At 64.2% G+C, this 16,224-nt stretch carries 21 protein-coding genes and 1 tRNA gene; 7 read left to right on the top strand and 15 right to left on the bottom strand.

Translation table 11 applies throughout. The annotated features are described in order from the left end of the window. Positions 1 to 4 precede the first annotated feature (4 nt). From dapF to RM192_RS06255, 6 genes are all read left to right on the top strand, one after another. Complete coding sequence (gene dapF / locus RM192_RS06280; protein ID WP_311506691.1) at positions 5 to 814, top strand: diaminopimelate epimerase; 810 nt, start codon at positions 5 to 7, stop codon at positions 812 to 814. After that, a complete protein-coding gene (locus tag RM192_RS06275; protein ID WP_311506690.1) occupies positions 811 to 1,986 on the top strand; it encodes a MiaB/RimO family radical SAM methylthiotransferase in 1,176 nt (391 codons plus the stop codon). The genes dapF and RM192_RS06275 overlap by 4 nt, the downstream gene beginning before the upstream one ends. Then, positions 1,983 to 2,909, top strand: coding sequence for a signal recognition particle-docking protein FtsY (ftsY, locus tag RM192_RS06270; RefSeq protein ID WP_311506689.1), 927 nt, complete (start codon positions 1,983 to 1,985; stop codon positions 2,907 to 2,909). Before RM192_RS06275 ends, ftsY begins: the two co-directional genes overlap by 4 nt. After that, a complete protein-coding gene (locus RM192_RS06265) occupies positions 2,906 to 3,565 on the top strand; it encodes an inner membrane-spanning protein YciB (protein WP_311506688.1) in 660 nt (219 codons plus the stop codon). The genes ftsY and RM192_RS06265 overlap by 4 nt, the downstream gene beginning before the upstream one ends. A gap of 124 nt (positions 3,566 to 3,689) precedes the next feature. Further along, a complete protein-coding gene (locus tag RM192_RS06260; protein ID WP_311506687.1) occupies positions 3,690 to 4,262 on the top strand; it encodes a urate hydroxylase PuuD in 573 nt (190 codons plus the stop codon). 163 nt (positions 4,263 to 4,425) lie between these two features. Then, the gene (locus RM192_RS06255; RefSeq protein WP_311506686.1) at positions 4,426 to 4,752 is read left to right on the top strand and encodes a hypothetical protein; all 327 of its coding nucleotides are present in this window, start codon (positions 4,426 to 4,428) and stop codon (positions 4,750 to 4,752) included. Between the two features lie 40 nt (positions 4,753 to 4,792). On the opposite strand, the gene RM192_RS06250 is transcribed toward RM192_RS06255, so the two are convergent. The 14 genes from RM192_RS06250 to RM192_RS06185 all read right to left on the bottom strand — a co-directional run bounded on the left by RM192_RS06250 (position 4,793) and on the right by RM192_RS06185 (position 15,014). Continuing rightward, complete coding sequence (locus RM192_RS06250; RefSeq protein WP_311506685.1) at positions 4,793 to 5,140, bottom strand: response regulator; 348 nt, start codon at positions 5,138 to 5,140, stop codon at positions 4,793 to 4,795. Next, on the bottom strand, positions 5,140 to 7,077 hold the full coding sequence (locus RM192_RS06245; protein WP_311506684.1) for a potassium transporter Kup: 1,938 nt from the start codon (positions 7,075 to 7,077) through the stop codon (positions 5,140 to 5,142). Before RM192_RS06245 ends, RM192_RS06250 begins: the two co-directional genes overlap by 1 nt. 165 nt (positions 7,078 to 7,242) lie before the next feature. Further along, positions 7,243 to 7,941: a tetratricopeptide repeat protein gene (locus RM192_RS06240; protein ID WP_311506683.1), complete on the bottom strand. Its 699-nt coding sequence runs from the start codon at positions 7,939 to 7,941 to the stop codon at positions 7,243 to 7,245. Further along, on the bottom strand, positions 7,938 to 8,363 hold the full coding sequence (locus RM192_RS06235; protein ID WP_409233791.1) for a cytochrome c-type biogenesis protein CcmH: 426 nt from the start codon (positions 8,361 to 8,363) through the stop codon (positions 7,938 to 7,940). The genes RM192_RS06240 and RM192_RS06235 overlap by 4 nt, the downstream gene beginning before the upstream one ends. A gap of 62 nt (positions 8,364 to 8,425) precedes the next feature. After that, positions 8,426 to 8,977 (bottom strand): DsbE family thiol:disulfide interchange protein, encoded by a 552-nt coding sequence (locus RM192_RS06230; protein ID WP_311506682.1) that lies wholly within the window; start codon positions 8,975 to 8,977, stop codon positions 8,426 to 8,428. Beyond that, the gene (locus RM192_RS06225) at positions 8,974 to 10,929 is read right to left on the bottom strand and encodes a heme lyase CcmF/NrfE family subunit (RefSeq protein ID WP_311506681.1); all 1,956 of its coding nucleotides are present in this window, start codon (positions 10,927 to 10,929) and stop codon (positions 8,974 to 8,976) included. Before RM192_RS06225 ends, RM192_RS06230 begins: the two co-directional genes overlap by 4 nt. Further along, positions 10,926 to 11,396: a cytochrome c maturation protein CcmE gene (ccmE, locus tag RM192_RS06220; RefSeq protein WP_311506680.1), complete on the bottom strand. Its 471-nt coding sequence runs from the start codon at positions 11,394 to 11,396 to the stop codon at positions 10,926 to 10,928. Before ccmE ends, RM192_RS06225 begins: the two co-directional genes overlap by 4 nt. Next, entirely contained in the window at positions 11,393 to 11,533 is a 141-nt protein-coding gene (locus RM192_RS06215) for a hypothetical protein (protein ID WP_311506679.1), read from the bottom strand. Before RM192_RS06215 ends, ccmE begins: the two co-directional genes overlap by 4 nt. 8 nt (positions 11,534 to 11,541) lie before the next feature. After that, complete coding sequence (gene ccmC, locus RM192_RS06210; RefSeq protein ID WP_311506678.1) at positions 11,542 to 12,270, bottom strand: heme ABC transporter permease CcmC; 729 nt, start codon at positions 12,268 to 12,270, stop codon at positions 11,542 to 11,544. A gap of 154 nt (positions 12,271 to 12,424) precedes the next feature. Beyond that, positions 12,425 to 12,501 (bottom strand) — tRNA-His (locus tag RM192_RS06205). A 99-nt stretch (positions 12,502 to 12,600) separates the two neighbouring features. Then, positions 12,601 to 13,578 carry a type II secretion system minor pseudopilin GspK gene (gspK, locus tag RM192_RS06200; protein WP_311506677.1) on the bottom strand — a complete coding sequence of 326 codons (978 nt, stop codon included), beginning with the start codon at positions 13,576 to 13,578 and terminating at the stop codon, positions 12,601 to 12,603. Then, positions 13,575 to 14,171, bottom strand: a complete 597-nt coding sequence (gene gspJ, locus RM192_RS06195; RefSeq protein WP_311506676.1) for a type II secretion system minor pseudopilin GspJ — start codon at positions 14,169 to 14,171, stop codon at positions 13,575 to 13,577. Before gspJ ends, gspK begins: the two co-directional genes overlap by 4 nt. Beyond that, the gene (gene gspI, locus RM192_RS06190; protein ID WP_311506675.1) at positions 14,168 to 14,551 is read right to left on the bottom strand and encodes a type II secretion system minor pseudopilin GspI; all 384 of its coding nucleotides are present in this window, start codon (positions 14,549 to 14,551) and stop codon (positions 14,168 to 14,170) included. Before gspI ends, gspJ begins: the two co-directional genes overlap by 4 nt. Further along, positions 14,541 to 15,014, bottom strand: coding sequence for a GspH/FimT family pseudopilin (locus RM192_RS06185; RefSeq protein WP_311506674.1), 474 nt, complete (start codon positions 15,012 to 15,014; stop codon positions 14,541 to 14,543). Before RM192_RS06185 ends, gspI begins: the two co-directional genes overlap by 11 nt. Positions 15,015 to 15,098: 84 nt before the next feature. On the opposite strand from RM192_RS06185, the gene RM192_RS06180 reads away from it, so the two are divergent. After that, on the top strand, positions 15,099 to 15,728 hold the full coding sequence (locus RM192_RS06180; RefSeq protein ID WP_311506673.1) for a 2OG-Fe(II) oxygenase: 630 nt from the start codon (positions 15,099 to 15,101) through the stop codon (positions 15,726 to 15,728). Positions 15,729 to 15,732: 4 nt separating this feature from the next. Here the strand turns inward: RM192_RS06180 and RM192_RS06175 are convergent, their stop codons facing one another. After that, a complete protein-coding gene (locus tag RM192_RS06175; RefSeq protein WP_311506672.1) occupies positions 15,733 to 16,173 on the bottom strand; it encodes a MarR family transcriptional regulator in 441 nt (146 codons plus the stop codon). Between the last annotated feature and the right edge of the window lie 51 nt (positions 16,174 to 16,224).

Genomic DNA, 16,224 nt, shown 5'->3' with positions numbered 1-16,224 from the left:
CGCCATGCGCATTCCCTTTCGCAAGATGCATGGCCTGGGCAACGACTTCGTGGTGATCGACGCCCGCGAGACACCCGTCGCCATGACCAGCACCCGCGCGGCCGCCTTGGCCGACCGCCGGACCGGCGTGGGCTGCGATCAGCTTATCGTGATCGAGCCATCGGCGCGCGCCGACGTGCGCATGCGCATCTTCAACAATGATGGAAGCGAGGTCGAGGCTTGCGGCAATGCCAGCCGCGCGGTCGGGCTATTGCTCGGCGGCACGCAGACCATCGAGACGCTCGGCGGCTTGATCCGCTCCGAGGCAACCAACGCGGGCGTCTCGGTCGACATGGGCGCGCCCCGCCTGCGCTGGGACGAGATCCCGGTGACCTATGCGATGGACACGCTCGAAATGCCGGTAGGCTGGGAAGAGCTGGAAAATCCCGTCGGCGTCAACGTCGGCAATCCGCATGTGATCTTCTTCGTGCCCGATTGCGATGCGGTCGATCTCGAATACCTCGGCCCGCTGATCGAGAACGATCCGCTGTTCCCCGAACGGATCAACGTCAACGTCGCCAGCCGCATCGGCCCTGATCACCTCAAGCTTCGCGTATGGGAACGCGGCGCCGGCCTTACCCGCGCCTGCGGAACGGGCGCCTGCGCGACCGCTGTCGCCGCCATCCGCCGCAAACTGACCGGGCGCACCGTCCGCGTCGATCTTCCCGGCGGTCCGCTCACGATCAGCTGGCCGGAAGGCGGCAATATCGAGATGACCGGCCCCGCCACGCTCTCATTCGAAGGCTCGTTCGAGGACGCAGACTTCCCGGCATGACCGTGCAGGTCGTCTCGCTGGGTTGCCGCCTCAACATATCCGAGAGCGAGGCGATCACCACGATGCTGCAAGGCGGCCCGCCCACAGTCGTCGTCAACTCCTGCGCCGTCACCGCCGAAGCCGTGCGCCAATCGCGCCGCGCGGTGCGCCGGTTGCGCCGAGAAAATCCGGATGCGCGTCTCGTCGTCACCGGCTGTGCTTCGACGATCGAGGCCGAGGCTTTCGCACAGATGTCCGAAGTCGATGCGGTTGTGCCCAATGCCGAAAAGCTTGAAACGCGGCATTGGACGCAGGGCAATGTCCCGCCTGCGGGCCTGTCGCAGCGCCACACCCGTGCCTTCGTTGCCGTCCAGAATGGCTGCGACCACGCCTGCACCTTCTGCGTGATCCCGCAAGGGCGCGGCCCCAGCCGGTCGCTGACAATCCCGGAAGTTCTGCGTACGGTCGAACACCAGCTTGCGCTCGGTGTGGCCGAAGTCGTGCTGACTGGCGTCGACGTCACGTCGTGGGGCGGCGACCTTCCGGACGGCCCGCGCCTGGGCGCGCTAGTCAGTGCCATTCTGACCGCGTTTCCGGCCCTGCCCCGCCTGCGCCTGTCCTCTCTGGACGGTGTCGAGATCGATCCGCTGCTGCTCGATCTCATCACAACCGAGCCGCGCGTGATGCCGCACATCCACCTCTCGCTGCAATCGGGCGACGACATGGTGCTCAAGCGGATGAAGCGCCGCCACACCCGCGCACAGGCCATCGCCCTCGTCGAGCAGATCAAGGCGCGCCGGCCCGAAGTCGCCATCGGCGCAGACCTTATCGCCGGTTTCCCCACCGAGACGCCAGAGATGCACGCAAGCAACCTGTCGATCGTGCAGGCATGCGACGTGGTCCACGGCCACATTTTCCCCTATTCGCCGCGCCCCGGCACGCCTGCCGCCCGAATGCCGCAAGTGTTGCCAGCGCATGTCCGCGCCCGCGCCGCCGAACTGCGCATCGCCGTCGCCGCGCAGCGCGATGCCTGGCTCAAAACGCTGCTCGGAAAACCCGCCGTGGTGCTTGCCGAGCGTGACGGAACCGGCCATGCGGGCCACTTCGCAAGCTACCGCACACCGACAGGCGCCGTGCCCGGCAGCCTCGTCACCTGCACCCCGACACGGATCATCGAAGGATTACTGGAATGAGTGGCGAAAGCTGGTCTGACCGCCTCGTCGGCGGTTTTCGCAAGACCTCGGAACGCCTCGCCGAAAACCTCGGCGGCATCATCGGCGCCTCGAAGCTGACCGAAGCGCAACTCGACGACGTCGAAGACGCGCTGATCCTCTCCGATCTCGGCCCCCGCGCCGCTGCGCGCATCCGCGAAAAGCTCAAAGCCGCCAAGTTTGAAAACGGCGTGGATGAACAAGGCCTCAAGGAAGCCGTGGCCGAGGAAATCGCCGCGATCCTGCGCCCGGTCGCCAAGCCGCTCGACATCGTCGCCTTCCCCCGCCCGCAGGTGATCCTCGTGATCGGTGTGAACGGCTCGGGCAAGACCACCACCATCGCCAAGCTGGCGCACTTGTTCCAGGAACAGGATTACGGTGTGATGCTGGCGGCGGGTGACACCTTCCGCGCCGCCGCCATCGGCCAGCTCAAGGTCTGGGCCGAACGTCTCAACATCCCCGTCATCACCGGACCCGAAGGCGGCGACCCCGCCTCGATCGTGTTCGACGCGGTCAAGGCCGCGACCGACACTGGCATCGACACGCTGATCGTCGACACCGCCGGACGCCTGCACAACAAGCGCGAACTGATGGACGAACTCGCAAAGGTCCGCCGCGTGCTCAGCCGATTGAACCCGGAAGCCCCGCACGATGTGGTGCTGGTGCTCGATGCCACCAATGGGCAGAATGCACTTCAGCAAATCGAAATCTTCAAGGAGGTCGCAGGCGTGACTGGCCTCATCATGACCAAGCTCGATGGCACCGCGCGCGGCGGCGTGCTGGTGGCCGCGGCCGAGCAATACGGGTTGCCCATCCACGCTATCGGCGTCGGCGAGAAGATCGACGACTTGCGCCCCTTCGACCCCGACCTCGTCGCCAAGGTCATTGCGGGAGTATTCCGTTGAGCACCGAAACCAACAAGCCCAAATCGTCCTGGGTCAACCTGCTCGTCGATTACGGCCCGCTGCTGGTGTTCTTCGTCGCCTACCGCGCGTTCAAGCCCGAAGGCGCATCGAACGGCGTGGGCGAAGTCGTTGCCGCCACCAAAGGCACGGCGGTGTTCATGGTCGCCACGGTCATTGCGCTGATCGTCTCGAAGTGGCGGCTGGGCAAAGTATCGCCGATGCTCTGGCTCTCCACCGCGCTGATCCTCGGGTTTGGCACGCTCACCGTGCTGCTCGGAGATCCGTTCTGGATTCAGGTCAAGCCCACGGCGATCTACCTGTTGTTCGCGGGCGTCCTGTTCGCGGGCCTCGCGCGCGGCAAGCCGATGCTGCGTATTCTGCTGGAGGCCGCGTTCGAGGGGCTGGATCACGACGGCTGGATGAAGCTGTCGCGCAACTGGGCGTTCTTCTTCCTGTTCCTCGCCGTCCTCAACGAAGTGCTGCGCTACTTCTTCAACGTGGCGAACGGCAATTTCGAGGTCTGGCTTCAGGCCAAGCTGTGGGGCGTGACCACGCTCTCGTTCCTGTTCACCTTCGCGCAGATCCCGATGCTGATGCGCCACGGCCTTGCCGCCGAAGCAGAAACTGCGGTGGAGCAGAACCCGCCGCACGACTGAACCTTGGCCGGCTGCACCGTTTTCGTGTGACATTTGCATCACAGCGCCTAATATGCTCGGCAATTCCGGGGGCGCGGGTCGCGGTCCCACCAAGATAAAGCGTTCATAATAGGGGGAAAATCAGATGGCCAAATTCTTCGGCAATCTTCATCTCGTTCTCGCGGTCGGCCTTGTGGCGGCCATCGCAGTCATGCTCGGCTATGGCGACGCCGCCCCGGTCGATGTCAACTCGGTCTTCCGCTGGTTCCACGTGTTCTTCGGCGTGCTGTGGATCGGCCTGCTTTACTACCTCAACTTCGTGCAGGTTCCCACGATGCCCAAGATCCCCGCCGAACAGAAGGGCGCGATCACCGGCCACATCGCTCCCAAGGTGTTCTTCTTCTTCCGTTGGGCCGCGCTGCTGACCGTCGTCACCGGCCTCGTGATCGCCTACGTCTCGGGCTATGCCCATCAGGCGATGACGCTGTCGGGCGAAGGCAATGTCAACCTGATCGGTCTGGGCATGTGGATCGCGCTGATCATGGCGTTCAACGTGTGGTTCATCATCTGGCCCGCCCAGAAGAAGATCCTCGGGATCGTTGAAGCGTCGGCTGAGGAAAAGGCCGCTGCGGCCCCTCGCGCGCTTGCTGCCAGCCGCACCAACCTGCTGCTGTCGCTGCCGATGCTCTACTGCATGGTCAGCGCCAACCTCGGCTGATCGTTTCAGCCACGGCAGCGTGTTGAAAGGGCGCGGTATCTTCGGATGCCGCGCCCTTTTCATGCCCGGGATACGAATATCGCGTCGCGCGTTGTGCAGCCAACCAGTGATCGCAGGTCTGCTTGCCGTCATGGGTAATCACTGAAGGGGAGTTTTCCACCACATGCGCAAGTTTACCATCCTCGCTGCTGCCGCAGCCACCGCCCTGTCGCTTTCAGCCTGCTCGGAAAAGACCCAGGACGCTGCCGAAACAACCGCTGAATCGGCTGGCAACGATGTGGCAAACGCAGCCGACAACGCCGCTGCTGCTACCGACGAACTTGGCAACAAGGCCGCCAAGGCTGTCGACGATGCTGCCGCTGCAACCGATGAACTGGGTGACAAGGCCTCTGCCGAAGCCAAGAAGGCTGCCGCTGAAACCAAGCAGACAGCTGCAGAAGCCGAAGCCAGCCTCCACAACGAATCCGTCGCCGAAGCCAAGGCTGACTGACAAATGCTGCCGGGGCGGCCTGTGCCGCTCCGGCAATTCTTCAGACCAGCGATCCGATCAGCCTGACGGCGTCATCCCAGGCGTAAGGCTTGGCAAGGATTGGGCGGTCATTGAATCCAGCCCCTACTGCGCCGTAGCCCGTGGCTATCACGAACGGCAAACTTGCGGCGGCAAGGGCTTCCGCCAGCGGCTCGCTGGATTCCCCGCACAAGTTCCAATCGAGCACGGCCAGATCGAAGCCACCAACGGCAATAGCCGCAAGCCCATCTGACACCCGGCCGACCGGTCCAACAGGAACCGCTCCTGCATCTTCAAGAAAATCGCACAGCATCGCTGCGACGAGAAACTCGTCTTCGACAACGAGGATGCGCTTCCCGGTCAGACTCATCAGATCTTGAGCTGGCTACCCAGTTCGACCACGCGGTTGGTCGGCAGACGGAAGAATTCCATCGCGCTGGCGGCATTACGCAACATCCACGCGAACAGCTTTTCTCGCCACAGCGCCATGCCGGGTTTATCCGAAGGAATCAGCGTCTGGCGCGAGAGGAAGAAACTGGTCTTCATCATGTTGAACGGCTCGCCGCACATGTTCACACCCTGCAGCGCCGTTGGCACGTCGGTTTCCTCAAGGAACCCGAAGCGCAGAGTCAACCGGTAGAAACCGTTGCCGAAGTCCTTGACCGAGTAGCGCTCGCCCGGATCGACATAGGGCACGTCCTCTATCGACACGGTGAGGATCACCACACGCTCGTGCAGGACCTTGTTGTGCTTGATGTTGTGGAGCAGCGCCGAAGGCACGCCCGCTGCGGTAGAGGCCATGAAGATCGCCGTCCCCGGCACCCGCGCCGCGCTCGAATGCGCGGACTTGGTGAAGACCTCGAGCGGGATCGTGCCTTCCGACATGTTTGCCCGCATCAGCGCGCGCCCGCGCGACCATGTGGTGAGCAGCGTGAAGATCGCCACGCCCATCACCAGCGGCACCCAGCCACCGTCGGGGATCTTGGTCAGGTTCGCGCCGAGGTAAGCCCCGTCGATCGCGAAGAACAATGCCAGCATCGCGATGGCCGCAGGGGCCTTCCACTGCCACAGCTTGAACAGCACAACCGCCAGCAGGAAGTTGTCGATCAGCATCGCGCCGGTCACCGCGATACCATAGGCTGCCGTGAGGTTGGACGAACGCTGGAACACAAGAACCAGCACGATCACCGCGATCATCAGCGCCCAGTTGATCACCGGGATGTAGATCTGGCCTGCCGCGGTCGAGGTGTGCTTGATCGTCATGCGCGGAATGAAGCCGAGCTGGATCGCCTGTTGCGTCACCGAGAACGCGCCAGAGATCACTGCCTGCGAGGCAATCACTGCCGCCGCCGATGCGATGATCAGCAATGGCCACTGGAACCAGTCAGGGGCGAGGAAATAGAACGGGCTTTCCAGCGCCGCCGGATTGCGCACCAGCAGCGAAGCTTGACCTAGATAGTTGAGGACCAGCGCGGGCAGCACGAACACCAGCCAAGAAACCCGGATCGGATTGCGGCCAAAGTGCCCCATGTCGGCATAGAGCGCTTCCGCGCCGGTCACTGCCAGAACGGCAGCGCCCATCGCCAGAAATCCGCGGAACGGATCGGCGATGAACATGCCCACGGCGTAGTGCGGGCTGAGCGCCGCGATCACGCCAGGATACTGGAGAATGCTGATCGTGCCGAGCACCGCGATCGTGGCGAAATAGACCAGCATGATCGGTCCGAAAAACGTTGCGACCTTTTCGGTGCCCCGGCTCTGGATGAAGAACAGGCCGATCAGGATGGCCACGACCATCGGCACGATGAACGGGTGCATGTTTGGCTGATAGACCGCCACACCTTCCAGCGCGCCCATGACCGAGACCGCAGGTGTAATCATCGAATCGCCATAGAACAGGGCCGTAGCGAATACGCCGAGCAGGATGATGCCCTTGCCCCAGCGCTTGCCATCGGTGTGCTGGTTGATCAGCGCGAGCAGCGCCAGGCTGCCGCCTTCGCCCTTGTTGTCGGCGCGCATGATGACCGAGACGTACTTGAACGTCACGATGATCATCATCGACCAGAACATCAGGCTGATGATGCCGTAGATATGAAGCAGGTCGAGCGGGAGCTTGTGATGTCCGGCGAAGGTATCGCGCAAGGCGTAGAGCGGGCTGGTGCCGATATCGCCGAAGACCACGCCAATCGCGCCGACGGCCAGCTTGAGGATCGGCCCGCGCCCATGCCCGTCATGGCCATGACCCGTCCCATGCGCTGGCACGGACGCAACCTGGGCGCCCGCCTTGTTCACGGCATCATCAATCATGGCAAAGGTGCCCCCGGCCTGCAGCCTTGCTCGCCACCACCGGAACGGCGTGTGCGGCGCGGCGCTTTAGCACCGCCCCTGTGCCCCTGCAATGGGATGAAACTGCGCGTGCCAAGGCGGTAACGGACCGGAGCGACGGCCGTTCCAAGTCCCCGGATCTCCGAGCTATTCAGCGGCGTCGGCCGACGGAGACGCAACCGGTCCGGTGGTTGCCACCGGTGCCCCCGCCGTGCCTGCGCCCGCTGCCATCGCCAGCATCGAATCAATCCGCGCAATGCGTTCGGAAAGATCGGCGCGATAGGGTGCCTCAGCGGGAGAGCGCTGCAGCAGTTCAGCCCAGATGGCGCGAGCCTCGGCCAGTCTTCCTGATTGCGCCAGCGCCAGCCCCATGAAGAACGGTGGCCCCGGATGATCGGGCGCAATCGTGGCCGCTTTCTGGAACGCGAACTGCGCCGACGGGGTGATCAGACCGTCGCTATGGCCGACAAGGGCGTTGCCGAGCGACACCCAGATGTCGGCATCGTTAGGGAACTGTTGCACGCCTTTGCGCAGGAAATCCGCCGCCGCACCATATTGGCCTTGCCGTGCCAGACCGTCCGCCAGGATCAACCAGCTTTGGCCCTTCGCGAAGGAATCGCCCATTTGCTGGCGCTGCTTGATCATCGCCTCGTCAGCCGCGCGCTTGTTTTCGACCGGAGCCTTGGGCGCACCGGGCATCGACGGATTGCCTTGCAGCGCATAGCCGGCAACGCCCACGAGCAATGCCGCGCCTGCAAGTTCCCAACCCGCGCGCGGCATCTTGAGCACGAAGGCAAGCGCGAGAAAGACCACGGCCCCTGCCAGCAGGATCACAACCCAGGTCATTCGCCCACTCCCTTGCTGCCAGCGCGTTTGAACCGTCCGCGCAGCAGCAGCGCCGCCAACAGCAGTATCACCAGCGGCGCGGCGAACAGCGGCCACATGATCGGCGTGTTCTGCGGCGCGTAGCTCACATAATCGCCATACCGCTCGATCAGCCACGCCCGGATTGCTTCCGGGTCCTCGCCCGCCGCGATGCGCGTGCGCACCTGATGCCGCATGTCGCCTGCCATCGGCGCATCGGAATCGGATATGGCCTGGCTCTGGCACTTGAGGCAGCGCAGGGTTTCCATCAGCGCCTGCGCCTTGCGTTCGAGCGCCGGGTCCTCAAGCTGCTTGTAGGCATAAGGCGCGGGCGGGAGCAGGTCCTGCGTCATTGCGGGCTGTCCGAGTGCCATCAGAAACAAGCCCAAGAGAACAAAAATCATGTTGGATTTGTTGGAAAGTTTCCCCGGGGAAACATTTTTCATTGCGCGTTTGGCCACACCGATCACTGCCCCGCCTCCTGCAACTTGCGCAGGATCAGGTCCATGTCCTCGGCCCGGATCTCACCGATATGCTGGTAGCGAATTACGCCCTTGCCATCGATCACGAAAGTCTCGGGTACGCCCGACGAGCCAATGCCCAGTTGCACTTCGGACAGGTCGTCCTTGCCAATGCGGGCGAAGGGATTGCCGTTGGTGGCGAGAAACCGCGCGACGTCATCCTTACGGTCACGAATGGCAACGCCGTCGATCTCTACACCCGATTGCGCCAGTGTGGCGAGCTGCGGCGATTCAATCGCGCAAGGCACGCACCAGCTGGCGAAGACATTGAGAAGTTTTGGCTTTCCGGTCTTGAAGTCCGCTGTCGAAAGTCCGGGCCGGTCTGCGCTCGCCGCTTCGAGGTTGAACTGCGGCAGTGGCTTGCCGATGAAGGCGCTGGCCACTTCGCGGTCTGCCGGGCGCACCAGCCCCCAGATGACCAGCACAAAGAACCCGGCGAACAGCGCGAGCGGCAGCCAGATTGCAAGGCCCGGCTTTTTCGGTTGCGGCGCCGTCACTTGAGCAGCTCCTTCCGCGAGTTGCGGTAAGCGATCTTGCCTTCGGCGCGCAGGCGCTTCACATCATGCGCGACACGGCCAAGCAGCGCCAGCAGGCCACCGAACGCTACCAGCAGCCCGCCGAGCCAAAGCAGCGGCACGAACGGCTTCCACCAGAATCGCATCTGCCAACGTCCGTCTTCACCCTCGTTGCCGAGCACGGCATAGAGCTGGCCGTTCCAGCGCGTGTGCAGGGCGGATTCGGTGCGTTCACCCGGAGGCGAGGTGAAAGTGCGCGCTTGCGGATGCAACGTTACCGGCGCGCCGTCCTTGTAGGCCGCGCTGACCGTGGCTTCGAGCGCGGTCCAGTTCGGCCCGGCCACCGGTTCGATGCTGAGCAGCTTGATCGTGATCGGGCCGACGGTCTGAGTGTCACCCACGTTCATCGCAGCAAGGCGCTCGGTCGAGAACGCGCTCTCGGCTGCCGCGCCGAGTAGCGCGACGGCTATGCCGAAGTGCGCGACGACCATGCCGTAAACAGACAACGGCGTGCGGCGCAGGTTGCGTCCGCGCAGGGGCAGCAGGCTTGCCCGTGCCAGCCCCGCGCCCACAGCGATACCCAGCATCGGCAGCACGCGTATGCCGGGAGCAAAGACGACCACCGCCAGCAGGACCAGCGCGGTCAGCAGCGCGGGGACGGCGACCGTCGCGGTTATCCGCCCCGGCTTGTCCTTTCGCCAGCGCAGCAGCGGGCCCACCGCCATGACCACCATCATCGGCAGCACGAAAATCGCGGAGACCGGATTGAAATAGGGCGGGCCGACCGAAACCTTCGCGCCGAACGCCTCGGTCATCAGCGGGTAGAGCGTGCCGAGCAGGACAATGGCCAGCGTGCCGCAAAGCATGACGTTGTTCCACACCAGGCTCGCCTCACGGCTGAACAGGCTGAACCGTTCGCCCTCGGTCACTGTCGAGGCGCGGATACCGAACAGCGCGAGCGCGCCGCCGATGTAGATCGCCAGCAAGGCAAGGATGAAGCTGCCGCGTTCCGGGTCTACCGCAAAGGCGTGAACCGAGGTGAGGATGCCCGAACGGACGAGGAACGTGCCGATCATCGACATCGAGAACGCGATCACGCCGAGCATTACCGTCCAAGCGCGCAGCGCGTTGCGGCTTGCCAGAACCGAGACCGAATGGAGCAGCGCAGTTGCCGCCAGCCACGGCATGAGCGAGGCGTTCTCGACCGGGTCCCAGAACCACCAGCCGCCCCAGCCGAGCGTGTAATACGCCCAGTAGGACCCTGCGGTGATGCCCACGGTCAGGAATATCCACGCGCCCAGCACCCATGGCCGCATCGCGCGGGCAAAGGCGGGGCCGACGTCGCGCGTGACCAGCGCGCCGATGGCGAAGCTGAATGCAACCGACAGGCCGACGTAACCGACGTAGAGCGTGGGCGGATGGAACGCGAGGCCGATATCCTGCAGCAGCGGGTTGAGGCCAGCACCCTCGGGCGCGGGTTCAGCCAAGCGCTCGAACGGGTTCGAGGACAGTAGCAGAAACGCGTAGAAACCAAGGCTGACAAAGGCTTGTCCTGCCAGCGTGGCGATCAGGGTATCTTCACGCAGCCGCTTTTCGACAAGTGCGACGATCCCGCCAGAGACAGCCATGATCGTCACCCACAGCAGCATCGAGCCTTCGTGGTTGCCCCAGGTGCCCGCCAGCTTGAAGATGAACGGCTTCATCGAATGGCTGTTTTCGGCCACCAGCTTCACCGACAGATCGGTTTCGAGGAACAGGTCTATCAGCGCGAGGAACGACACCGCCACCAGCGCGCCCTGCATCACCGCCAGCGGGCGGACCATGCCGCCCATGGCTTTTCCGCCGGGGCGCAGCGCGCTGATGCCGGAGAACAATTGCAGCACGGCAAGCGCCGCCGCCATCCACAGGACGGCAAGGCCGATTTCAGCGATCATTTCGTCTCCGCAACAACGGCTTTGGCCTGCGCTTCGGTCATGTCGCCCATCTGGCGCGGCACGTAGTTCTCGTCATGCTTGGCGAGGAGATTGTCGGCGACAAAGGTCTGGCCTTCCATGCGCCCCTCGGCGACGACGCCCGAGCCCTCGACGAACAGGTCCGGCGTTATCCCGGTGTAACGCACGGGCACGCGGGCCTTGCCGTCACCCACCACGAAATCGATGGTGATGCCATCGGTGCGGGTCTTGAGCGAACCCTTCTCGACCATGCCGCCAAGACGGATCGCGCGGCCCTGCTCGGGGGGGGTCTTGATCAGATCATTCGGGACGTAGAAATAGCTGGCCTGATTGGACAGGGCATAGGCAGCGAGCAAGCCTGCGCCGATCAGGGCGACGAGCGCGATGACGAGCAGGACGAGGCGCTGGTGCTTGGGCTTGATGCCGCCGCTGACTTTGGTTTCGCTCACTTGCCACGCACCTTGTCACGCCGGCGTTCGGCCCGGACCATTGCCATGAGTGTCCAGCCGACCAGCACCAGTGTGCCGATCACGCCGACTGCCAGCGCGGCGGCCACATAATCCCACTGTTCAAGACCTTCGCGCATATGCCCTTTCAAACCATTGCCTTGCGGCGCAACCGCGCCTCTGCCTGAATGTCGGCAAGCAGCGTACGCATCCGCGCCAGAACCACGCCGCCGAAGATCAGGCTGAACCCGAGGGCCGCAATCAGCAGCGGCCACAGGAACGTCCCGTCGATGGCAGACTTGCCTGCGGTGATCGACGGCGGCTGATGCAGGCTGTTCCACCAGACGACCGAGCGGTTGATGATCGGAATATTGATCGCGCCGACAAGGCCGAAGATCGCGGTGATGCGGTTGCCGCCGCCGCCTGAAGCCATGTCACGCTGGGCCGCGCCCGACAGTGCGATGTAACCAAAATAGAGGAACAGCAGGATGAGGAAGCTGGTCAGCCGTCCGTCCCATACCCACCACGTGCCCCATGTGGGCCGCGCCCAGATGGAACCCGTGGCAAGGCAGATCGCGGTGAAGGTCGCCCCCGGAACCGCCGCCGCGCGCCCGGCGATGGCCGCCAGCGGATGACGCCAGACAAGCTCGACCAGGCTGGCAATGGCAATGGTCGACCATCCCGCCATGCCGAGCCATGCGGCGGGCACGTGAATGTAGAGGATGCGCACCGTTTCGCCCATCAACCGGTCGGGCGGAACCACCAGCATTCCATAGAGCACCGCGCCCATCGCCAGCAGCAGGCCGGAGACCATGAGCAAGGGCATGAGCCAGCGCGCGAGACGCAGAAAGCGGGCGGGATTGGCAAAACCGTGCATGGGCGCAGGCAGATCGAATCCTTCTCCCGGCGACCCCCGCCGCCGGTCCCGAGCGCTCTGCCACTTGGCGCAAGCGCGGGCAAGGGCAATGGCGGGACATGGCCCGAAAAGGCTATGTCCGGGGGATCAAAAGAGTGTTGTTATCGGGAGATAATGGGGCGACCGAGGGGGTTCGAACCCCCGACCTCCGGTACCACAAACCGGCGCTCTAACCAACTGAGCTACGGTCGCCACATATCAGGCGCGACTGTTCGCCGCGCGGGCTGGCCCATTTGCAGAAACACGCGCGGAAGGGAAGCAGAATCTTGCGAGGGAGCGCAAATTCGCACTCTAGCGGCCGAACCGGTCGCCCCAACTGCGGAAGGCGACGCGCGGCGGATTGCTGCCGACGTCGATCAGCGCCTGCTCCTCAACTTGGGCAGAATCGACAGTGACGGTCTGCGTCAGCAGAAACCAACGGCTGCGCACCTGCAACTGGTTCAGCGGAATGTTTGGAGCGCTCAAACCGCGCAAGGCATCGTCCGCACTGCCCCAGCCCAATGCGGGTCGCGCGGCAATCAGCGCGCGCGCGCGGTCCACCGGGATCGCTTCAGGCGCGAGGATCGAAAGCAGCAGCGCCTGATCGGGACGCAGTGTATTGACGTTGATCGGTGAAAGGTCAGCACCCGGCAGAGCGCATAACCATGGGCGCAGGCGCTCGTAGAATTGCGGAGTCATGCCCCGTACCGCCCGGATTTCGCTGACATCGCCGATCAACCGCCCGGCGGTGCGATAAGGCGTGGTCGTGCCCTGATAGGTCTCATCCTCCGCGCCATTGGGGGCGGGCACGTTGTCGCTGTCGATCCAGTCGGCAATCGCATCGCTGGCGATGGCGCTCTCTGCTTGCGGGATCGCGAGACCAGCCATCAGCGCGCGAAGCTGGTTCAGGCCCACGACCCGCAACTTGAGCGTGCCAAGCGCATCGGCCTCAATCAGTGAATTGATATTGAAGCAGTTTCCGGCATCATCGACCCTCGCCATGACCGTGCCGCGTGCCAGTGGCAGCGGGAATTCGCGGCCCAGCAGCCCGCCCCGGTCAACCGTGCGCTCGTCCGAGACGTCGACCATCGCCTTGATCCGGGCCATCGCCAGCGTCTCGGCGCTCGTCGCGTATAGCCGCGCCTGCGTCATCGCCTGCCCATTTCCGGCAAGGCGCGTGGCGAGGTTCAGGCGGTCGAGCATGATCGCGGCAATGACCGCCATGACCGCGACCAGCAGCAGCACTGACAGCAGCGCAGCACCGCTCTCGCGGGAGTTGTGTGAGTTCACTGGTAGTTGACCCCGACCAGCGACACGATGCGAAGCGGCGGCCTGCCCGACTGCGGTAGGAGAAGTTCGACTGCGACGGGGAGTTCGGTGGTCAGTTGCGGTTCCCAGCGGTCCAGCCAGTTGCCGTCCTTGGCGCGGAAGCGGATCGTCGGCGCGCCGGTCAAAGGCAGCATGTCGGATCCTGTTTCGGGCGCGGCGCCGTCGGGGAATGGGTAGCCTGCGCGGACCAGCGCTGTGGCGGTGACCCGGTATTCAACCTTCTGCAAGCTTGGCCGGGGCGCGCCGTCAATATTGTCCCAGCCGCTGCGGGTGAGCCTGACCAACACGCCGTCACGGCCCGCCTCAAGCGCAGCATGCGGCGCGCCCGACTGATCGCGCGACGGACGCGGCACGGCCTGAGCGAGATCGGCAGTCCACACCGACAGGAATCGGCGCTGGGCAGCAATGGCATCGGTCTTGCTGCGGCTGGCAAGTTCGGCGTCGACCGAAAAACGCAGCAACCCGAGCGCGCCAACCGCGATCACCGCGAACAGGGCGAGTGCGATCAACATTTCCACCAGCGTGAAGCCGTTACGGGTGGGCGCCTTCTTCATGCGCCGGGCAGCCGGGTGAAATCGAGCGTGAAGGCCTGTGAGCCTGAGCCCGGCGTCGTCTCGCGCACCGACAGCGTGATGCCGAGGACTCCGTAATCAGGCAGCGGGGCAACCGTGCGCGTCCACTGGAACTTGCGCCCCGCGTTCTCGATCAAGCCTGTAGCCGAGCCTGTTGCTGGCGGTGCGGGATCGGTGAGGATTTCGGCGGCCATGTTCTGGGCCACGATCTCGCGCAGCAGGCGCTGGTCGAGATCAGCGGTGCGGGCGATGCTCGCGCCCTCCATCTGCAGGAGTGCGAGCGCAGCGATGGCGAAAACCGCCAGCGCGACCAGCAGTTCGAGCAAGGTGAAACCGTTGGCCCGGGGCGGATTACTGCGCACCGAGCGTCACCTTGCCATCGCGGTGGATGTGGACGACGAGTCGCTGCTCACCGCGCGCCAGTCCGACCGCCGCCTCGCCACTGGCGAGCCCGAGCGAATCGAAAACGAGGCGCTGGCGGCCTGCTGCGGTCACGGTCGTCTCATCGTCCCACGGCGTAAGATCAAAGCCACGGCCCGGCAACGCCTGCCAGCGCCCGTCACTGCGGCGTTCGAAATAATAGCCGCCATCGCTCACCACCAGCGAGACAGGGCGCGAACCGACAATGGCCTCGTCGCGCGCGGCGAGCGTGCGGGCGGCGAAGCGCTCGGCCTCAGTCCGCAACTTGCGCTCATCCCCTGGCATGGTCAGCACGGCCACGCTGGCAAGCAAGCCCATGACCATGAGCACGACCATCATCTCGACCAGCGAGAAGCCGTTCTGCGGGCCGGGATGATCGGAGGTAGAGGACACTTCATCTCCCATGCGGCAGGAAGGTGGCCGTTTTACGAGCAACTTGCCAGCGTGTTCAAGTTGCGAGGCACAGGCGCGGTACGATAGGGAACGGCGATGACCTCTAACGAATCTTCCGCGCAGCGCCTCATGGCCGTTCCGGGCATGATGAAGGTTCCGTCTCCGCGCATCGAGTTGTTCATTTTGCGCGATTTCCTGAGCGTCGACGAATGCGCCGGCCTTGTCGCGCGGGTCGAACGGGAGCGGCGCCCCTCCACCATCGCCGATTCGAACGGCGACCACTACTTTCGCACCAGCGAGACGTGCGACCTGCCGATGAGTGAGCCGGATGTTGCGGCGCTCGACGAGAAGCTATCAGGCCTGTCGGGCATTGATCGCCCATTTGGCGAGCCAATCCAGGGACAGCGCTATGCGCCCGGTCAGGAGTTCAAGGCGCATACCGATTACTTCGACCCGCACGGCGGCGATTTCGACCGCTTCTGCAGCGTGGCCGGGCAGCGCACGTGGACGTTCATGATCTACCTGAACGACGTGGAAGCGGGCGGCGCGACGCGGTTCAAGGTGATCGACAAGCTGATCCAGCCCGAACGCGGAAAACTGGTGTGCTGGAACAACCGGCGCGCCGACGGCAGCGTCAATCCTGCCACGCTCCATCACGCGATGAAAGTGCGGGCGGGCCTGAAATATGTCGTGACCAAGTGGTATCGCGAGAAGCCCTGGGGCTGATTGCTCAGACGTCCGCCTCGGCGTCGCGCGCGGCTCGGATCGCCGGCAGGCAGCGGAACAGCATTGCCACATCCTTGGCCCCGAGCAGTTCTATGAAGCGCGCTTCATGGCGGTCAATGCGGGCCTGGGCGTCTGCGGCAACCTTTCGCCCGATATCGGTCAGCGAAAGCGCGTGACTGCGGCCATCGAGGCGGCGGCGCTCGACAAGGTCGCGTTCCATCAGGCGCGAGATGATCGGCACCATATTGGCGCGCTTGATCGCAAGCGTCTGTCCGACTTCGGTCTGCGAGCAATCGGGGTTTTCGGCAATGACCAGCAAGGTGGTTACTTCTGCTGGGCGAAGATCGAGGTCGGCGAGTTCGCGCGACAGATCAGCCATCATCACCGCCGAGGCGCGGCGAAGTTGGTAGCCGAGACGGCTTTCAAGGGCATTCGACAGAGTCATGTCGCACGGTTTTATGGACAGCTATCGGGGATAGCAATGGGCGAACTTTTT

This window comes from Novosphingobium sp. MMS21-SN21R (assembly GCF_031846015.1).
In the GTDB taxonomy this organism is placed as follows: domain Bacteria; phylum Pseudomonadota; class Alphaproteobacteria; order Sphingomonadales; family Sphingomonadaceae; genus Novosphingobium.
Note: the sequence above shows the minus strand (reverse complement) of the source record. Positions and strands in the feature narration are given on the sequence as shown.